We start from the raw sequence: 17,150 nt of genomic DNA on the forward strand, positions 1-17,150 counted from the left end.
GAATCGCTCCTTAAAAGTCTTGATTTCGAGATAATTAGTTAAATTTTTTTGACGCCTCGGCTCGTTTGCCGACCGTCTTCAAATGGTTAATCGTTTCATTCAACGTAATTCCGTCAAAAAGTTCGTTCATCCGCTGTTCATGAACCGGAAAGATCCGCTCCATCAGCTCGGTTCCTTGCGTCGTCAGCGCCGCATACGTGACGCGCCGGTCGCTCGGACAGGCTTTGCGCATCAAGTAGCCTTTCGTTTCGAGCCGGTCGACGATGTACGTCATGCTCCCGCTCGAGAGCAACACTTTCTTGCCGATCGTTTGAATCGGCTGGTCGCCTTTATGGTACAGCAGCTCAAGTACTGAGAATTCGGTCGGGTTCAGCCCGTAGGCGGCGACTTCGTGTTTAACGACGTCTTGAATCGACTGCGAGGCCCGAAACAAGACGGTGATCGCTTTTAATGCTTGCCGTTCTTCCATGTGTTCCCCTCCTTTGATGAGAGAAAACAATACTTTAAATTTAATTATCTTTAATTCGAGATAAATATAACACGCAAAAATGAGTCGGTCAATCCATTTGCCTACAAAAAAACAGACGACGGAATGTCATCTGTTCACGTACGGCGAATGACCGCCATCTCACGGCCGAAACGATCGCCTTCGTCGACAAAGCCTAAGCGTTCATATAATCGATGCGCTCCCGTGTTGTCAGGATGATAGCCGACGACGATCGGTTCCGTTCCAAGCTGCACCATCTCTTCAAGCATGAGTTCGGTCGCCTTGCGCCCGATCCCTTGCCCTTGATGCGCATGGTCGACCATAATGCGATACACCCAGCGCGCGTCCAACTCTTCGAGCACCGTGTTATACATGAGGAAACCGACCATCGTCTCGTCCTCGTAAATCGCGTGCGCCCGTAGCGTCGGTTCATACGTCGCCTGTAGCAGCGAGATCGCGTTCGGTTCCATGTAGGCTTGCTGCTCGTCACTCAACGTGAGCTGACAGCACGCATACCAGTTTTGTTCTGTGATCGGTTGCAGTGTGATCATTCGATTCTCCTTAATCGTACGTCTCGTCGAGATTGCGCGCATAAAACGCGATGGCGCGACGGTATCGTTTAATGCTGTCATCCGTTTCAGGGCTCGCGAGCAGCTCGAGGAGCGCGCCGGTCGCCTCTTGATGGCGTCCGAGGTTATAGTGTGTCATCGCCCGGAACACTTTGAGCGCCGCGATGTCCGGGAATTGGTCGATCGCTTTCGTGAACAACTCCTCGGCGTCCTCATAGCGGCCGAGCGCCCGATACGTGCTGCCGAGACCGATATACGTCTCCCGAAGTTCGTCTCCGGTAAGGCCGAGGCGAATCGCCCGCTCGTAGTGCGGGACGGCTTGCCGCTCTTCCCCGAGCGCGTCATAACACCAGGCGCAATGGGCGTGAAGGCGTGGGTTTTTCTCATCTTGACGGAGCAACATGATGAACAATTGTTTGGCCCGCTCGAGTTCACCGTTCTCACGGAGGCGAATCGCCTCGTCGAGCCCTTTCTCTTCTACCCGCGTCGGGACTTGGAGATCAGCCAAATCGTCAAGCCACACTTGAAGCCGTTCATAGTAACGACCGACGTGCACCCCATCGACGAGCGCGTGATGGGCTTGAACCGAGAGCGGCATCATTATGCGCTCACCGCTTGGCATAAACTTACCCCAGGCGATACGCGGTACACTGTCGTGTTGTTGGTCATGCGTCGGATGACTGATGCTCGTGAACGAGACCCATGGCACGCTCGTGATGTAAAGAAGGTCGTCAGACTCCTCGTCGCCGACATAGACGTTTTGCTTCGCCTCTTCCATCCGCGCTGTCACGTCCTCCACGAATTCCGGGAACGCCTCTTTATAAGACACCGTGCAAAAATTGAAGACATCGTCGTCCATCATGACAGTGAACGACGGGTGGACAACGTCATGCTCGACGACCGCGTCGCCGCGCATCCGATAGCGAAGCTCCGGGATCGCATTCGCCGTTTTGACCGCACCATATAAGAACAGCTTGAAAAACGATTGTCCGGTCGTCTTCGCATGCGTATGTAATTTTGTGACGTCGAGCGTCGCCGTCACGTTGAAATGTGGGGCGTCGAACGCCTTGAAAAACTCGTAATGCTTCTTTCGTGGCCACGTATCGATGTCAATCTGTTTCATGGTTCATCTCCCTGCGCTTTTCTTTCACTGTATCAAAGGAAGCCATGCGTTCAAAGCATTTGCTTCAGCTCGTCGTAATGCCCTCTCGCCAAATCAAAGTAGACGAAGTCACGGCGCTCGATACGGTCGAGCGTCTGTTCGAAGTCACGCCAGCCGGTGACGACGAGTTCTGGTGTCAATTCGCCCGTCAACCGTGCGTCCTCGAATTCATCTTCGTCTTTTCGGACGACGTCTCCGTTCGGGAAGACCAAGATGTCGAGCAACAAGTCGTCCATATAGGGAATTCCGTCCTCATAGCCAATCGCCTCGACGATATCGATGTACCACTGGACGATGTGGCCCGAATCATCAAACATGACCGTCACCCCGAACGGTTCATTGTCCGGAAAATATTGGAGCCATGCATAACCGGCGTCGGCCACGATGAATTCCTCGCCGTTATGTTGCTTATACTGCGGGGCCCGGACCGCATCGATTTGAAACAAGGCGACCGTCCCTGAGAAATGTTCGTCATGGACGTCCATCTGGACATAGCGGTGTTCAAGAATCCGCTCCCAGTCCCGTCGATTAGCAAATTTTCGTTTTGGCATCGTACTCGCTCCTTCATAAGTTCGTTTGCTTTAACAGTTCGCCAAAATCCGACAGTTCCCTGTTTAGTCGTACAGATTCTGTTCAGTGAACCTGACAGGCTCATGCCTTACTACACCACACCGAAAACGTGTATAGGTTCTCATCTATTTCCATCCATGCTACGCTTCTTCATAATAGGTAAAATTTGTATGATTAAAGGGTGGGCATCATGAAACGTTTATTTTTATTCGGATTAGGCCTCATGTTACTCGCGGGCTGTACCGATCCAATCGGAAAGCCGGTCATTCCAGCGGATTCGAACGAACCTGCGCCAGAAATCATGACCGAATGGACACGGGAGGACTTCAAGGACGTCTTCGACCAACATGAAGTCGCCGAAGAATTACTTGAAACTCTCAAGGCGAACGGACTCACGCCGTATCGTGAGACGTTTGAACGGGTCGTCATCGCCGGTAACGGCATCCACCACACTTATGCAGACGTGTATCCGTTCCAACTCGATGATGGGACATATGCCACGGTGTATGAAGACGAGGACGGATTGATAGCGAACGGGTCGGAGGCAACCGCGCCGCTCTTTTGGCAAGAAACGTCGTTCCTGCAGTTCGTCGAGGAGATTGAGAAACGGAAATACGGGACGAGCGCCCCACCGGAAGACGTCACGTTGACACAAGATGCGTTTCAATCGATTTACGATCGTCACGCTTATACGTCCGCGCTCATCGTCGAGCTCGACGAATGGGGTGTAGCGGTCGCTCGCGAGCCGCTCGAGAACGTCATCATCGCCGGGGACGGCGTGGCCGAAGTGACCGCGGATTTGATTGTGTTTGAGGTCGAGAACGGGTATGCCATCGTCTACGACCGAGACGGTGAAATCTTCAAAGGGCCCGAGTCCATCGCGCCACTGTTCTGGAACGAAACGGATTACAAACATCTGCTCAAGAAGAACAAATGAATCATCGAACGCTTATGATGACACTATGTTATACTTAAACGAATAAACGACCACTAGGGGAGCCTTCGGGCTGAGACGGCAAACGCCGGACCCTTTGAACCTGATCTGGCTCATACCAGCGTAGGGAAGTGGCATGGGATTCGTCTGTTCCACGCCACTTTTCCTTTTTGGAGAAGTGGCGTTTTCATTTTGAAAGGAGACTGATCCATGCGTATTCAACAACTCACTTGGATGGCAATGCTCGTCGCCATCGCCATCATCGGCTCACTGTTCATCTCAATTCCGACCGGGGTGGCCCGAGCTTTCCCGATTCAACATATGGTGAACGTCATCGCGGCCGTCACCGTCGGCCCACTCGGTGCCGTCCTCGTCGCCTTCGTGACCGGACTCGTTCGCGTCATGACGGGCACCGGTTCGCTACTCGCGTTCCCTGGCGGCATGATCGGCGCGCTTCTGGCCGGTATCTTTTATATGAGGACGAACCGCGTCGCCTTCGCCGCACTCGGTGAAGTCATCGGTACGGGCGTGATTGCCTCACTCATCGCCGTACCTTACGCGAAAATCTTGATGGGGTCTGAGTTCGGCGCGCTCTTCTTTTTCCCGGCCTTCCTCGCCTCGAGCGTGACCGGCGCCTTGCTCGGTTGGATCGTACTCGCTCGCGTCAAACAGCTGCGTCCTGCTCTCAAACAATAATTGAGTCGTTTGGCCTCTCCCTTTCGAGTGTACAGATGGTAAAATAAGGTTATCTCATTTAGAAGGAGTGACCGCCTTGACTCGTCTACAATTATGGGTGACCGGAGCTGCCGCCGTCATCATCACCGCCCTTTTGTTCACGTTAGAACGCATCGCGGCTTATACGCGTTGGCACGCATTGGTCGCCACAGGCGTCTGGCCCGAGGAGCCGACCGTCATGGATCTGTTGGCGCAAAACTGGTTCATCCCGCTCTTCGGTTTCACCGCCATCATCTGCTTCTTCATGGCCGGTAATTCGGTCAAAGCGACCACCATGAAAACAGGGACGACCGACTTATGACGGTTGTCCCTGTTTGACGTGATACACCCAAATCTCTTCCCCGTTCCATTCGTCGATGCGACCGCTATCGACAAATCCACCTCGTTGATAAAACCGCTTCGCTAGTTCATTTGTCGGATGGAGACTAAGGACGATATCATCTACATCAAATCGGTCCTGGATCCAGACGAGCGCCAACTGTAGAAAGCGAGATCCAAGCCCCTGTCCTTGCTCATGCGCATCTATCATAAAGCGGTCGAGCCACACGTAGCGGTCGACTTTGTTCTCCGCCCCGATCATCATAAAGCCGACCGGTCGCTCGTTGAGGCAAAGCGCATAGCACGTCCAGGCGTACTTGACGTCGACTTCCATCTCGCGTAGCGATTCCGCATTCGTTTCAATAAAGCGGGACTGCTCCGTAGCGACGGTCAAGCCGATGACGGCTTCCCGATTCGTGTCATCAATGAGCTGTATCGTCAGCGAGCCGGCAGCCATCGGCGCACCTCTTCCATGTCTTGTCCACGCTTCGGCAAAATATAGGCGCTGACCGAAGCGTTATATAAGTACACATAATCGTCTTCCTCGACGATTTCCTTGATCCCGGCCCAAGTCACCCTTGTCTCACCGAACTCGTTTTGATCACGCAGACCGTTCTCATCCAATTCCATCGTATGCGGACCAATCATCCCTTCGTTACTGCGTTCATCGATGAGCCGACGTGTTTGCTTCCGGACGTGCCGTTCAAAGTATTTCGGGTAATATAGAAACCACAATATACCCGCAATGCCTTGTACACCATACAGCCACCAGTCCGTCTCTTGAAGCCATGTCGTCCAAACGAAGGCAGCCCCTAGAAAGACAATCGGTCCGATGATTCGCTGCAGGAACAGCATTCGCTTGCCTGTTTTCGACCGTTGGATATGGCTCAAGTTGAACCGGATATAGTCGTCTTCTGTCAATTCATATTGGATATGCATCTTATCCCTCCTCCCTGTCCTTTACGCTCCTTGTCTAGAAAAGTTCCGTTCCCGGTCATGATTCGATACTATGTAAGAAAGGAGTGACACGATGAAACAAATCCACCATCTCTGCATCCAAACGCCCGACTATGAGGCATCCAAACGATTCTACGAAGCACTCGGCTTCGAGCTCGTCCAGGAGTCACCCGACTTTCATACCCGCGCGTTCAACAGCTGGCTCAAGCTCGGCGACTTTTACATCGAGCTCCAGACGGCAAAACAAGACGAGACGTTGACCCCCTATTCGAAACACGTGGCCGGCCCTGTCCATTTCGCTCTGTACGTAGACGACCTCGAGGCAGAAGTGCAACGGCTCGAGGCGCTTGAGGTCCCGTTCTTACCGAAACAGGGCGGCAACATCTACTTCGTCGTCGACGGATATTTAAGTAAATTGAAAGCCCCGGAAGGCACAATCATCGAACTTCGGGACTCGTTTTTAATCAAGTGAGGCGACGCGCCTCGCTTTTTTTGTACACTGTGATGTTTTTGGCCACATGAAAACAGGAACATTCAAACAACCTGGTTTTCTTGGAGGCAACGCATGAAATATCTCGATTATTGGACTTACATGATTCTCTCGCTCCTCAAGCTCTATTTATTCAGTGTGCTGACGACGAGCGCATTCACGTTCCACTTCTTCCTCGTCAACGTCGGCATGATCCTCATGATGACGAGCTGGGCGTTACTCGTTCGACCGAACGTCCGGCGATGGATCCTCCTCGCCTCGCTATTTTTACATAGCACCTTGCTCATCTCGGACGCTTGGTATTACCGCTATTTCGGAAACGTCTTGTCGGTCGCGCTCTTGTCGGACGCCGGCCAGATGGGTGACGTCGGCGGTGGGTTCTTGACGTTGATTCAGGCGACCGATTTCCTCTTTTTCGCCGACTTACTCGTTTTCGGGGCACTCGTGATGTATCAAAAGCGTCACCCGATTCGTGAGACGAGAGGGCTGCGGATGGCCGGGATCGGCTTTTTGGCCGGAGTCGTGCTGTATAGCGTCCCACTTTACGTCAATTATCCACCGGACGACCGGACGACCATCTCGAACATGCGTGAGTACTATAAATACGGATTTTGGGGTTATCACGGCTTAGACGCGGCGCGTGGCATCCGTGACGGAGCCGGACTCGGGAAGTCGTTGACTGACGTCGACCAATCCAACGTCTCTGCCTTATCCCAGGCGACCGTGAGCGCCTCGTCCGACACGAACGTCATCGTCGTCCAACTCGAGTCGTTCCAGGCGTCCGTGATTGGCCAAGTCATCAACGGTCAAGACGTGACACCGAATTTGAACGCGCTCCGCGACGAGATGCTTTATTTCCCGAACGTCTATCACCAGACACATGAGGGCCGGACGTCGGATGCGGAGTTCACCGTCAACACGTCGCTCTACCCGGTCAAGTCGGGATCCGTCTACACCCAGTACGCCGACCACACGTTCGACGCCTTGCCTGAACGATTGAAAGCGGTCGGTTACGACACGGCGGCGATGCACGCGTTTGATAAGATGTTCTGGAATCGGGATAACTTTTACGACAATATCGGCTTCAATCACTTCTTCTCCGCAGAGGACTACCCAGACGGTGAGGTGATCGGGATGGCGCTCAACGACAAAGACTTCTTGACGGAGTCCGTCCGTTTCATGGAGACGCTCGAGCAGCCATTCTATTCGTTCGTCGTCGCCTTGACGAGCCATACGCCGTATGACATCCCAGACCGTGAGAAACGGCTCGACTTGTCCGGCTATGACGACCCGCTCCTCCAAAACTATTATCACACCGTCCACTATGTCGATACGGCCGTCGGGTTGATGGTCGACATGTTGAAAGCGAACGGCATGTGGGATGACACGCTCGTCGTGTTTTACGGCGACCACGACAACGGGTTGACCGCCCCTGGCGACGAGATGGCCGAAAAAGAGGGCGTGACGTCCGTCACCGAGGTCTTTACGCTCGACCGGGCGGTACCGCTCTATATCAAACCGGCCGGGCTCGCACGTGGCGAAGTGATGCAAGCGAGCGGCGGTCAACTCGACTTCGCCCCGACCATCCTCGAGTTGCTCGGGATGACACCCGGCTATATGCTCGGAAGTTCGCTCCTCGACGATGAGCCCAACTTGACCGTGTTCCGAAACGGCTCGTTCCGTTACGACGATGTCTACTTCGCCCCGGATTTGACGAAACCGTTCGGGGCCGGCACGTGTTACGCGATCGATTCAGGAGACGAGCTGCCGTTCGACGCCTGCGCGCCGTATATTGACGAAGCGGCCGACCAGTTACGCCTTTCCGACACCATCGTCGAAAAAGACGCCTTATCCGAATTTACACAAACCGACAAGCAAGCCGCCCCGAACTAATCGGGCCGGCTTGTTTTTAGTAGACGTTCCGGAGCGTCGCCACATCGATCTTTTTCATCGGCAAGAATGCTTCGGTCACGCGCGCCAATTGCTCTTTTGTTCCGGTCGTCATCATCTCTTCCATCGCCCACGGCACGATTTGCCACGAGACGCCATATCGGTCTTTAAGCCAGCCACACTGTTCCGCTTCCGGGACGGCCGACAGCTTCTCCCAATAGTCATCAATCTCGTCTTGCGTCTCACAAAACGCGATCAGCGACTGCATCTCGTTGAACGCGAACTGATGGTCCGCCGCGCTATCCATGGCGACAAATTCGCGGCCGGACAAGACGAAGCGGGCGTAATTGAGCTTCCCTTCCACTTCCGGGCCGTCCGCCGCTCCGTAACGAATCAGATGGTCTTCGAGCACGTACGAATCCGGGAAGATGGAAACCCAGTCATTCAGTGCCGCTTCGGCCTGACCGAACACGTCACCGACGAACAAGAGACACGGCGTCACGGTTTGGATGTCCATCCCGCCGCTATGCATGATCTGCCACGACACACCGTGTTTGTCTTTCAACCAGCCGTAACGCTCGCTGAAGTCATACGTGTCGAGCGGCATGAGTACGTCCGCGCCGTCCACGAGCTTGTGCCAAAGCGTCTCGACTTCTTCTGACGTCGGGAACGTGACCATGTAGGAGATGGACGGGTTGCGCTCTTTCAGCGGGCCGGCGCCGAGCAGTTGGAAAAACTGGCCCGGCAGCGACAGCGTGACAATCGTCGTCTTGCCTGACGGCGTATCGGTAAGTGTCGTCGTATAGTCGACGAACGAATCTGGAAATACCGACACGTACCATTCGGCGATGCGCTCGACATCGCCTTCGAACCAAATGCACGGGATGATCGGTTGCGTAATCATTAGAGAAGCTCCTTTCAGATTTCACGAAGTCGATACACGTCACGGACGGCGAGCAGCGTCTCGGCTTGTTTTCGGTACGCCTGATAATGGTCGGAGTTGATATGTGCGTCAAGTGCCGCCTCATCCCGGTACTTCTCGTAAAACACGAACGTGCAGGGCTCATCGATTGACTCATGGAGCACATACGTGAGACATCCTTCTTCTTGTCTCGACGGCGGGATGACCGCATCGAGCGCTTGCTGTAACGCTTCTTCTTTCCCTGGATGTGCCTTTAATATCGCGGTGATTGTGATTTCCATAGCTGTTTCCTCCTCATTATGAAATGCAATCTCATCTTATACCACGTTCCCGAATCGCGCTGAATGTATACGCCAAAGCGGACACCTCACACGTGAGATGTCCGCTCGGTTCACTCGTCTTTCTTTTTAGGTTTGAACGGCCACCACACCCCGTCACCGAACGAGACGGTGATGGCCGGGATGAGTAACGGCAACACGATCAACCCGTATAGTAACAGCCCCGTGATGACGATCGTCGCGATTTGGACGAGACTGAGCACACCTGATGGGATCATCGCCCCGAACGTGCCCGCGAGGATGACGGCAGCGGTCATGATGACCGTCCCCATCTTCGTCATCGAGTGGACGAGTGCGTCACGTACCGTCATCCCGTTAATCGACTCTTCGCGGAATCGATCGAGGAGGAAAATCGAGTAGTCGATGCCGAGCGCAATCAACATGACGAACCCGAAGAACGGTACGGCCCAGCTGATGCCGTCGTAACCGAGTCCTTCCACGAAGATGAGCTCCGTGATGGCCGCCGATGTGTAGTACGTCAACAAGAGCGAGCCAATCATATAGAGCGGCATGATCATCGAACGGAATAGAATCGTCATGACGACAAAGAGCGTCACGAGCATGATGGCGACCGTCCGATTGAAGTCGTTCGTAGACGTCGCATTCAAGTCACTATTGATGCTCGAAATGCCGGCATAACCAATCGTAGCCGCTTCAAACGGTGTATTCGTGACGATGCGGTCCATCGTCTCTTTCACCGCCTCGACCGTATCGATCGCTTCTGGTGAGTACGGGTCCATGTCGAGGACGACCTCGAGTTGCGTGGCGGTCCCGCCATCGAACACGTAACGGTCAACGGCTGGCGCGAACGCGTCCGACGTCAATGTCCCTTCCGGTAAAAAGACGCCTGTATCACGTAAACCATCCGCTTCGCTAAGTGCCGATAAGAAGGACACGGCCTCGCCTAAGCCGGCTTCAATCTGTGACAATCCAGCGTTCGCTTCACCAACTCCGGTGGCGAGCTGAGACAGTCCGGCTCCGAGTTCCCCAATTTGCGCGCCTTGTGCCGTTAAAGCCGAAGCGGCTTCATTGATGCCTGCTTCGATTTGACCGAGCCCGACAGACACTTGTCCGATACCAGCTACGGTCGCTGGAATGTTTTGTGTGGCCGTCAAGCCTTGTCCAATCAAACCGAGTTGGGCGTTCAATTGTCCAAGTCCTGCCGCTGCTTCCGCGAGTGGCGCCCCCGCGCTCGAGGATCCCGTCGGTAGTTGAGCAACGACGGCGTCAAGCCCTGACTCGACCTGGGCGAGTCCTGCTTGTACGTCCCCGAGTCCGCTTTCGGCTTCAGCAAGCCCACGGCTCACTTCCGCGAGTTGGGTATCGACATAAAAATCGTCAATGACGTCACCGGTCGGTCGCGTGATCGACCGGACACCGCTCACACCGTCCACGTTCTCGAGTTCATTTGAAAACTTCTCGATGTAGGCGACGTCGTCTTCTGTCAGTGCCGCATCTCGTTTCAAGATGACTTGGACCGGGAGTGACTCGCCTTTTCCGAACCCTTCCGAGATCAAATTGAGCCCTCGGACCGAGTCATAGTCATTTCCGATCTCATCGACCGTATTGAACGACCGGGCGTCATCGTACGTGAACAATACCGGTACGGTGATTGCCGCGACGACGAGAATCGAGACGAACGGGCGATTGACCGATAATCGGCTGAACGCCGCCCAGAGGCGGCTGTCGTGATGTTCGCCCGCTTTCTTTGAAGGCCAAAATAAACGATGCTTGAGCGTCGCCATAAAGAACGGAACGACAGTGAACAAAATCAAGAGCAAGACGGCAATCCCGACGGCGACGGCGACGGCCGATTTAAAGATCGGGAAATCGGCAAAACCGATCGAGGCGAAACCGACGAACACGGCGATCCCACTGATGAGAACCGTTCGACCGGCCGTCTTATACGTGTTGACGATCGCGTCTTCAATCGCGTGACCGGCCCCAAGCTCTTCTTTATACCGACTGAGGAGCAGGATACAATAGTCTGTCCCGATTCCGAACAGAATCGCCACGAGGAAAATCTGCGTGTAATTCGAGACGGGGAAGCCGAACCAATCGACGAAGAAGGCGACGAACGATTGGCTGAGAAGATACGTGAAGCCGACCGCGATCAACGGGATGAACGGCGTCACAATCGAACGGAAGACGAGTAGGAGCAAGCTGAAAATCAAGACGACAGTGATGATTTCCGTCTTCTTCAACCCTTCCTGCGCACTCAAGTTCACATCGTTATTGATAATCTCTTCCCCAGTGATGTACACCGTTTCGTCTTCAGGTAAGACGTTCGCCCGTACATCGTCCGCGAAGGCGTTGATGGCCTCGCTCGACCCTTCGACCGTGATCGGGACGAGCACGATGCGCGCATCTTCTGAAACGAGCTGTGCTTCGGTCTCTTCATTTTCGAACGGGTCGAGGACGTCCTTGACGACGTCGTCGCGCGTTTCGATGTCACGGATGACCCGGGAAATATCGGTCCGTTCGGCCTCTCCGAGCGAATCGAACTCGTAGACGAGTGAAATCGTCTTGTCGCTCTTCCCAGCTGCATTTAATATATCTTGGGCCCGTTGCGAGTCCATATCTTCTGACAATTGGAAGCTTCCGGCCTGTTCGGCCTGTTTCGTCAAGTTCGGTGCCGCGATGAACAAGCCGGCCGTTAAGACGATGAGGCCAATCAAGATTCCCCAGCGCCATTGAATGATGATACGCAATGCTTATTCCTCCCCAATCCGAAGCAGCTGTTTGATTTTCCGGAACGTCCGGACGAACTGTTCGATTTCTGCCTCGTCGATGTTTCCGTCGAGTAACGACTCGACGTAACGGTACACGGCGGCATCGGCCGCTTCGACGATATGACGACCGGCCTCCGTCAATTCAATCAACCGCTCGCGTTGGTCTTGACCGCGTCGACTGACGACAAGGTCTTTGTCGACGAGTTTTTTTAAGCGGTTCGAAATGGCGCTTTTATGCACCCCTTGCTTCTCTGCCAACTGTCCGGCTTGAATCGGCCCGAACTGTTCGAGCAACTTCAACAACTGCAGCTGTTCGCGTGAGTACTCGCGCCAGACGTCGCCTTCCATAGCATCGATGACGTGTTCGGCACCTTGAAACATGACTTCTTCAAATAATTGTACGGCTTCCCGCATCAATTCTTTCATCGTTGGTTTACCCCCTAAACTATATTCATCTAGTTTATGCCCTAAACTAATAGTAGTCAATAAAAACGACCGATGCAGTCGTTGCTCATCGGTCGAGTGTATATACGTATGTATAGAACGTGAGCAGTTGTCCTGCCCATTCAATCTGTTTTTCCGCGCCCTCACGGATGAATCCGACACGTCTTAACACGTGCTGAGAGGCCACATTGTCGTTCGTCGTCTCGGCAATGAAGCGCCTGAACTGTGGTAACTTAAACGTCAGCCATTGCCGTAAACCCTCCGTGGCATACCCGCGTCCGACATAAGCCGCCCCGATTCGATAGCCGACTTCCCCGGTCTCAGCATCAGTGTGATGAACGTTCAGGCGTCCGACGATTGTGTCATCCTTCCAAATCAAGTAATAATAGCCCTCACCGTTCGCCTGTTCGGCCAAAAGGCGCTCGAGTGACTGACGAAACGACTCCGGCTCATAGTAGGCGTTGCCTCGGCTCGGGACCGAACGCTCAAAATACGCACGGTTTTCACACTCGAACGCGTACAAGCAGGCTTCGTTCTGGCGGCATAACGGCTTTACGCTCAGCCGATCCATGTGACGAGCGCCCCGTTCTCGTCAGCCGCTTGTTTGAAGACACGCTTCAACTCATCGAACTGTTCGAATAAATACTGTTTCTCTTCCAGCCCCCATTCGCTCTCAAACGGATACAGTTGCTGCTCGTTCATCGTCGTGACGGCATAGCGCGCTTCAAGCGCATCGAGTTTGATGTACTGAAGCCGTGCGGACAAGTCCGCCACTTCTTCCGGCGTCAAATAAGCGATTTCCGCCTCTTCGTCCAAGACGTCGCCTCCAAACACCACTTTCCCGAGCGAATGGCGGTCAATGTCGTCCAAGTCCGTCTCCCCGGTCAACAAGAAATAAAGCCCGTGCCACGCCTTATCGATATCGGTTTGCCGTCCCTCGTCCTCTACGAGCTCCTCGAAGCCATCCGGTTCGTGAAGCAGCCCTGTCAACTCTTCGGCCGATACACGCATGTATGCGCCAACCATCCCCATGTCTGATTCCCCTCTCCAATTCGTATGTCTGACTATTCGGCATAGACATGAAAAAAACCTCCCGAAGAAGGTTTAACGCATCGCCTCCGCAACGCGGATTCCAGAGACGTACGCGCTCTCGAACCGTGTCCGGCCCGAGGCGTCGTCCGCTTCTAAAAAGACGTCACCGGCCAAATAGATCGGGTAATGCTTAAGTTTATAGAACGGCTCATGCCAGACGTCGGTCGCCTGCGCGTAGCGCCATCGCTTCAATTGTCTCGATTGAATCACCGCCGCTTCGGTCACTGTTTGTAACAGCCGTTCGATTTCGTGAAGCGTCTCCTCAGCTGGACGGTCATACCATGCCGCACTCCATGCCTCATCCATATAGACGCTGACGAGTTCCGACTTCGAGATGCCTTTTTGGCGATTGTTGATGACTTTCAATAGACCCGATGCCAAGTCCGTATCGAGAATCCCGTCCGGACCGATGGAGACCTCGCTTCCGAATTCGAACAAGCCGACGAACGTCGGGGCGTAAGTCAATCCACGTAACGCCGCGTCAATCGGAAAATCCGCGAGCACGTCAAACGTCTGCGGGAGCGGTGACGTGATGAGGAGACGGTCGTACTGCCGCATCGTTACATCTGTCCGTACAATGACTGCCTCGTCCATCATCGCAACTGCTTCGACTCGCTCGTTTAAATGGACGGTCAACCCCTCGGCCAACTGCTTAGCCAACGCGTTCATCCCACCGGCGGCGACGTAGCGTGGATACGGGTCGGCGTACCAGACGTTCACCCAACCTTTCCTCTGCCAGTCGGCGACATCTTGTTTGAGCGCTTCCCCGCGTACGGTGAAATAGACCGCCCCGTGATCGGCTTTCCCGTCCCCGATTCGTCTTGTCGCCAAACGTCCCCCGACGCTCCGGCCCTTCTCAATCAGTTCCACTGTATGACCGTGGCAAGCGAGTTCGCGAGCTGCGACGATCCCGCTCAATCCGGCGCCGATAATCCCAATCTTCATGTTCATCCCCCTCTTTCACGAAGATTGTATCACGTGAGCGGCAGCTACGTCGGGCTCACGTATGCTTTTCCACTGCTCATCATACTCGCGGCGCGCGTCTTCATACATGACGGCGAAGCGGCTGACGACGAGCGGGCGGATGAGTGCGGTCGCAATTAACAGGGACAATGCAGCGAACAGCACGGAGTCGAAGCGGAAGAAGAGGGTCAAGCCAATCAAATATACCGGCACAACCGGTAAAATAAGTTTGAACGCGTCCCATTTCAGTCCGCGCGTTAAAGCACGCGACTTCGTGATGGCCGCTCGGACAGACAACTCCGGCTCATCGTGCAAGATAAAGTACGTGAACGCATAAGAGAAGTATTTGACGATACCTGGAACGAGGAAGAGAAGCGTCCACAGCAATTGCAACACCGTCAACAGGATTGTGGCCGCTACATGTTTGTCATACCGTCGGCGCATCGGCAAAAAGAGGTCGGTAAATTGTATGTCCTTCTCACGTACCGTCTCCAAAAGCACCCAATAGTATCCGATGATGACTGGATAAAGCATGAATGACAGAATGCCACTAATGAGCAACACGAACCCCTTCTCAAAGCTCGTCCCCATTTCTGTGCCGTAAAGCGTCGGATCTATGACCGCCCCGACTTCCACTATGAGCGCACAGGCAAATGACCAAGCGAGTAACATTCCCGTCTTTCCTTTCAATGCGGCGTGCGCCCGTTCATTCCACGTTTGGATCATCCCGTTTCCCCATTTCGATCGTCTTTCCCGTCTTATACGCTACAGGACGTAAAACGTTTCAAACTCAACAAAAAACAGGGCCCTCGCCCTGTCTCAGTAGAAAAGACCTTCACTAGAAGGTCATTCCTTCGGTTTCAACTCACTTTCCGTCACCCATTTATGGTTCGTCACTTCTTCCCCGTCCTGGAGCATGAAGTTGACCATATAGACGGTCGTCTCTTCACTCGAGTCGATTGTCGCGATCGCACCGTCCATGCCTTCCATATGGTCGGCTCGAAGCGTCACTTCGGTCCCATCGGCAAGTGGCGCGTCTTCGGTCGTGTCGAGTTCTTCATGAATCACCCATTTGTGATTCTCGACCGGTTCGCCGCCATCGGTCGGGGTGTACGTCACCGCATACGCTGTCGTGTCATAGGCGCCAACGATTTTTGCCTCGGCACCTTCCATCTCGAGCATATGGTCAGCGGTCATGACGACCGTCGAATCGACCGGGTATGTTGGGTTCGACGCTTCCTGTAGATCTTCCGGCACTTCACCGGAACCCGAGTGGTCCATCGTGCCATGCGCATCTTCTTGTTCTGCGTTATGTTCCTCGGTCACATCAATTGTTTGGTCTTCTTCTGTCGTATCACCCGTATCACCGCATGCCGCAAGTGACGTCGCAAGTAGCACGGCACCAAGTGTCGTCGCCCATTTTTTTGTTTCATCAAATCGCTCCTTTTCTATCTTTATAAGACTGTACCCTACATGAAACGGAATCAGACGTTTCTTGAAACAATCCCATGAAAAAGACCAAGATCCCGAAAGATCTTGGTCCAATGATTTATTCAACTGTTACTGATTTCGCCAAGTTACGTGGCTTGTCGACATCACAGTCACGCGCGAGTGCCGCGTAATACGAGATGAGTTGAAGCGGTAACACCGTCACGAGTGGTGTGAGGAGTGGCTCGACACGTGGCAAGACGAATGAATCGCTCTCGTGTTCCATCCCTTCCATCGAAATCGTGCAGGCAACTGCGCCACGAGCGACAACTTCCTTGATGTTTCCGCGGATGTTGAGGTGCGTGTTCGGTTGCGAGACGAGTGTGATGACCGGTGTGCCGTCTTCAATCAACGCGATCGGTCCGTGCTTGAGCTCTCCACCTGGATAGCCTTCCGCTTGGATATACGAGATCTCTTTGAGCTTGAGGGCCCCTTCAAGACCGACGTATGAATCCATGCCGCGACCGAGGAAGAACGCGTTGCGTGATTCTTTCAAGAACTTGTCAGCCAACTGCTCGAAGATTTCTTTTTGTGCCATGACCGAATCCATGATCGTCGCGATGCGCGCGAGTTCTGTCATGAGGTCAAACGGTACTTTCTTCCCGTTCGCACGAGCGATGTCGTAGGCAAGAATCGCGAGCACCGCGATTTGAGCCGTGTACGCCTTCGTCGACGCGACCGCGATCTCCGGGCCGGCGTGAAGGAGCATCGTCTCGTTCGCCTCACGCGAGAGCGTCGAACCGGCAACGTTCGTGAGTGTGAGCGCTTTGTAACCGCGCTTCTTCACTTCGACGAGGACGGCGCGGCTGTCCGCTGTCTCACCTGATTGTGAGATGAAGAGGAACAACGGTTTCTCCGTGAGAAGTGGCATGTTATAACCGAACTCTGACGCGACGTGCACTTCAGTCGGTACACCTGCGACGCGCTCGATCAACTGTTTGCCGACGAGACCAGCGTGGTAACTCGTACCGCAAGCGATGATATAGATGCGGTCGGCCTCAGAGACGAGCGAGCGCACGCCTTCCGTGAGCTCGATGTCGCCGTCGGCGTTCTGATAGT

General features: G+C 54.0%; 21 protein-coding genes and 1 riboswitch. Of the genes, 5 read left to right on the forward strand and 16 right to left on the reverse strand.

All coding sequences use genetic code 11. The annotated features are described in order from the left end of the window. Nucleotides 1-34: 34 nt before the first annotated feature. The 4 genes from L971_RS07090 to L971_RS07105 all read right to left on the reverse strand — a co-directional run bounded on the left by L971_RS07090 (nt 35) and on the right by L971_RS07105 (nt 2,769). Nucleotides 35-469 (reverse strand): MarR family winged helix-turn-helix transcriptional regulator, encoded by a 435-nt coding sequence (locus L971_RS07090; RefSeq protein ID WP_047375183.1) that lies wholly within the window; start codon nt 467-469, stop codon nt 35-37. 134 nt (nt 470-603) lie between these two features. Further along, the gene (locus L971_RS07095; RefSeq protein ID WP_047375185.1) at nt 604-1,038 is read right to left on the reverse strand and encodes a GNAT family N-acetyltransferase; all 435 of its coding nucleotides are present in this window, start codon (nt 1,036-1,038) and stop codon (nt 604-606) included. A 10-nt stretch (nt 1,039-1,048) separates the two neighbouring features. Beyond that, the gene (locus tag L971_RS07100; RefSeq protein ID WP_047375187.1) at nt 1,049-2,179 is read right to left on the reverse strand and encodes a tetratricopeptide repeat protein; all 1,131 of its coding nucleotides are present in this window, start codon (nt 2,177-2,179) and stop codon (nt 1,049-1,051) included. A gap of 50 nt (nt 2,180-2,229) precedes the next feature. Further along, nucleotides 2,230-2,769 carry a DUF402 domain-containing protein gene (locus tag L971_RS07105; protein ID WP_047375189.1) on the reverse strand — a complete coding sequence of 180 codons (540 nt, stop codon included), beginning with the start codon at nt 2,767-2,769 and terminating at the stop codon, nt 2,230-2,232. Nucleotides 2,770-2,978: 209 nt separating this feature from the next. On the opposite strand from L971_RS07105, the gene L971_RS07110 reads away from it, so the two are divergent. From L971_RS07110 to L971_RS07120, 3 genes are all read left to right on the forward strand, one after another. Beyond that, entirely contained in the window at nt 2,979-3,725 is a 747-nt protein-coding gene (locus L971_RS07110) for a hypothetical protein (protein ID WP_047375192.1), read from the forward strand. A gap of 45 nt (nt 3,726-3,770) precedes the next feature. Continuing rightward, nucleotides 3,771-3,869: riboswitch (TPP riboswitch) on the forward strand. 63 nt (nt 3,870-3,932) lie between these two features. Further along, a complete protein-coding gene (thiW, locus tag L971_RS07115; RefSeq protein WP_024372432.1) occupies nt 3,933-4,418 on the forward strand; it encodes an energy coupling factor transporter S component ThiW in 486 nt (161 codons plus the stop codon). Nucleotides 4,419-4,494: 76 nt separating this feature from the next. Next, a complete protein-coding gene (locus tag L971_RS07120; protein WP_024372433.1) occupies nt 4,495-4,758 on the forward strand; it encodes a hypothetical protein in 264 nt (87 codons plus the stop codon). On the opposite strand, the gene L971_RS07125 is transcribed toward L971_RS07120, so the two are convergent. Further along, a complete protein-coding gene (locus L971_RS07125) occupies nt 4,753-5,232 on the reverse strand; it encodes an N-acetyltransferase (RefSeq protein WP_029693905.1) in 480 nt (159 codons plus the stop codon). The genes L971_RS07120 and L971_RS07125 overlap by 6 nt on opposite strands. Beyond that, nucleotides 5,214-5,714, reverse strand: a complete 501-nt coding sequence (locus tag L971_RS07130) for a YcxB family protein (RefSeq protein ID WP_024372435.1) — start codon at nt 5,712-5,714, stop codon at nt 5,214-5,216. Before L971_RS07130 ends, L971_RS07125 begins: the two co-directional genes overlap by 19 nt. A 91-nt stretch (nt 5,715-5,805) precedes the next feature. On the opposite strand from L971_RS07130, the gene L971_RS07135 reads away from it, so the two are divergent. Together L971_RS07135 and L971_RS07140 are read left to right on the forward strand one after the other, a co-directional pair. Further along, complete coding sequence (locus tag L971_RS07135) at nt 5,806-6,204, forward strand: VOC family protein (protein ID WP_047375196.1); 399 nt, start codon at nt 5,806-5,808, stop codon at nt 6,202-6,204. Between the two features lie 93 nt (nt 6,205-6,297). Beyond that, nucleotides 6,298-8,115: an LTA synthase family protein gene (locus tag L971_RS07140; RefSeq protein WP_047375198.1), complete on the forward strand. Its 1,818-nt coding sequence runs from the start codon at nt 6,298-6,300 to the stop codon at nt 8,113-8,115. 16 nt (nt 8,116-8,131) lie between these two features. On the opposite strand, the gene L971_RS07145 is transcribed toward L971_RS07140, so the two are convergent. From L971_RS07145 to L971_RS07190, 10 genes are all read right to left on the reverse strand, one after another. Continuing rightward, nucleotides 8,132-9,016: a VOC family protein gene (locus L971_RS07145; protein WP_047375200.1), complete on the reverse strand. Its 885-nt coding sequence runs from the start codon at nt 9,014-9,016 to the stop codon at nt 8,132-8,134. A gap of 14 nt (nt 9,017-9,030) precedes the next feature. Then, nucleotides 9,031-9,315 carry a putative quinol monooxygenase gene (locus L971_RS07150; RefSeq protein ID WP_047375202.1) on the reverse strand — a complete coding sequence of 95 codons (285 nt, stop codon included), beginning with the start codon at nt 9,313-9,315 and terminating at the stop codon, nt 9,031-9,033. A gap of 110 nt (nt 9,316-9,425) precedes the next feature. Continuing rightward, complete coding sequence (locus L971_RS07155; protein WP_047375203.1) at nt 9,426-12,083, reverse strand: MMPL family transporter; 2,658 nt, start codon at nt 12,081-12,083, stop codon at nt 9,426-9,428. A gap of 3 nt (nt 12,084-12,086) precedes the next feature. After that, on the reverse strand, nt 12,087-12,530 hold the full coding sequence (locus tag L971_RS07160; protein WP_047375205.1) for a MarR family winged helix-turn-helix transcriptional regulator: 444 nt from the start codon (nt 12,528-12,530) through the stop codon (nt 12,087-12,089). A gap of 85 nt (nt 12,531-12,615) precedes the next feature. Beyond that, nucleotides 12,616-13,119, reverse strand: coding sequence for a GNAT family N-acetyltransferase (locus L971_RS07165; protein ID WP_047375207.1), 504 nt, complete (start codon nt 13,117-13,119; stop codon nt 12,616-12,618). Continuing rightward, nucleotides 13,107-13,580: a YfbM family protein gene (locus L971_RS07170; RefSeq protein ID WP_047375209.1), complete on the reverse strand. Its 474-nt coding sequence runs from the start codon at nt 13,578-13,580 to the stop codon at nt 13,107-13,109. The genes L971_RS07165 and L971_RS07170 overlap by 13 nt, the downstream gene beginning before the upstream one ends. A gap of 72 nt (nt 13,581-13,652) precedes the next feature. Continuing rightward, nucleotides 13,653-14,585 carry an NAD(P)/FAD-dependent oxidoreductase gene (locus L971_RS07175; protein WP_047375211.1) on the reverse strand — a complete coding sequence of 311 codons (933 nt, stop codon included), beginning with the start codon at nt 14,583-14,585 and terminating at the stop codon, nt 13,653-13,655. 15 nt (nt 14,586-14,600) lie between these two features. Beyond that, nucleotides 14,601-15,329, reverse strand: a complete 729-nt coding sequence (locus L971_RS07180) for a DUF975 family protein (RefSeq protein WP_052200327.1) — start codon at nt 15,327-15,329, stop codon at nt 14,601-14,603. 120 nt (nt 15,330-15,449) lie between these two features. Beyond that, nucleotides 15,450-16,001 (reverse strand): YdhK family protein, encoded by a 552-nt coding sequence (locus L971_RS07185; RefSeq protein WP_231557576.1) that lies wholly within the window; start codon nt 15,999-16,001, stop codon nt 15,450-15,452. A 151-nt stretch (nt 16,002-16,152) separates the two neighbouring features. Next, nucleotides 16,153-17,150: isomerizing glutamine--fructose-6-phosphate transaminase (locus tag L971_RS07190; RefSeq protein ID WP_047375213.1), on the reverse strand; the 998-nt coding region annotated here is incomplete at its 5' end.

Origin of the sequence: Exiguobacterium sp. ZOR0005, from assembly GCF_000798975.1 — a bacterium.
GTDB lineage: Bacteria > Bacillota > Bacilli > Exiguobacteriales > Exiguobacteriaceae > Exiguobacterium > Exiguobacterium aurantiacum.

What these genes read in the sequence shown, in the direction of transcription:
- L971_RS07090 (WP_047375183.1), bottom strand. Translation starts at nt 469, where the DNA reads ATGGAAGAACGGCAAGCATTAAAAGCGATCACCGTCTTGTTTCGGGCC.
- L971_RS07095 (WP_047375185.1), bottom strand. Translation starts at nt 1,038, where the DNA reads ATGATCACACTGCAACCGATCACAGAACAAAACTGGTATGCGTGCTGT.
- L971_RS07100 (WP_047375187.1), bottom strand. Translation starts at nt 2,179, where the DNA reads ATGAAACAGATTGACATCGATACGTGGCCACGAAAGAAGCATTACGAG.
- L971_RS07105 (WP_047375189.1), bottom strand. Translation starts at nt 2,769, where the DNA reads ATGCCAAAACGAAAATTTGCTAATCGACGGGACTGGGAGCGGATTCTT.
- L971_RS07110 (WP_047375192.1), top strand. Translation starts at nt 2,979, where the DNA reads ATGAAACGTTTATTTTTATTCGGATTAGGCCTCATGTTACTCGCGGGC.
- thiW (WP_024372432.1), top strand. Translation starts at nt 3,933, where the DNA reads ATGCGTATTCAACAACTCACTTGGATGGCAATGCTCGTCGCCATCGCC.
- L971_RS07125 (WP_029693905.1), bottom strand. Translation starts at nt 5,232, where the DNA reads ATGGCTGCCGGCTCGCTGACGATACAGCTCATTGATGACACGAATCGG.
- L971_RS07130 (WP_024372435.1), bottom strand. Translation starts at nt 5,714, where the DNA reads ATGCATATCCAATATGAATTGACAGAAGACGACTATATCCGGTTCAAC.
- L971_RS07135 (WP_047375196.1), top strand. Translation starts at nt 5,806, where the DNA reads ATGAAACAAATCCACCATCTCTGCATCCAAACGCCCGACTATGAGGCA.
- L971_RS07140 (WP_047375198.1), top strand. Translation starts at nt 6,298, where the DNA reads ATGAAATATCTCGATTATTGGACTTACATGATTCTCTCGCTCCTCAAG.
- L971_RS07145 (WP_047375200.1), bottom strand. Translation starts at nt 9,016, where the DNA reads ATGATTACGCAACCGATCATCCCGTGCATTTGGTTCGAAGGCGATGTC.
- L971_RS07150 (WP_047375202.1), bottom strand. Translation starts at nt 9,315, where the DNA reads ATGGAAATCACAATCACCGCGATATTAAAGGCACATCCAGGGAAAGAA.
- L971_RS07160 (WP_047375205.1), bottom strand. Translation starts at nt 12,530, where the DNA reads ATGAAAGAATTGATGCGGGAAGCCGTACAATTATTTGAAGAAGTCATG.
- L971_RS07165 (WP_047375207.1), bottom strand. Translation starts at nt 13,119, where the DNA reads ATGGATCGGCTGAGCGTAAAGCCGTTATGCCGCCAGAACGAAGCCTGC.
- L971_RS07170 (WP_047375209.1), bottom strand. Translation starts at nt 13,580, where the DNA reads ATGGGGATGGTTGGCGCATACATGCGTGTATCGGCCGAAGAGTTGACA.
- L971_RS07175 (WP_047375211.1), bottom strand. Translation starts at nt 14,585, where the DNA reads ATGAAGATTGGGATTATCGGCGCCGGATTGAGCGGGATCGTCGCAGCT.
- L971_RS07180 (WP_052200327.1), bottom strand. Translation starts at nt 15,329, where the DNA reads ATGATCCAAACGTGGAATGAACGGGCGCACGCCGCATTGAAAGGAAAG.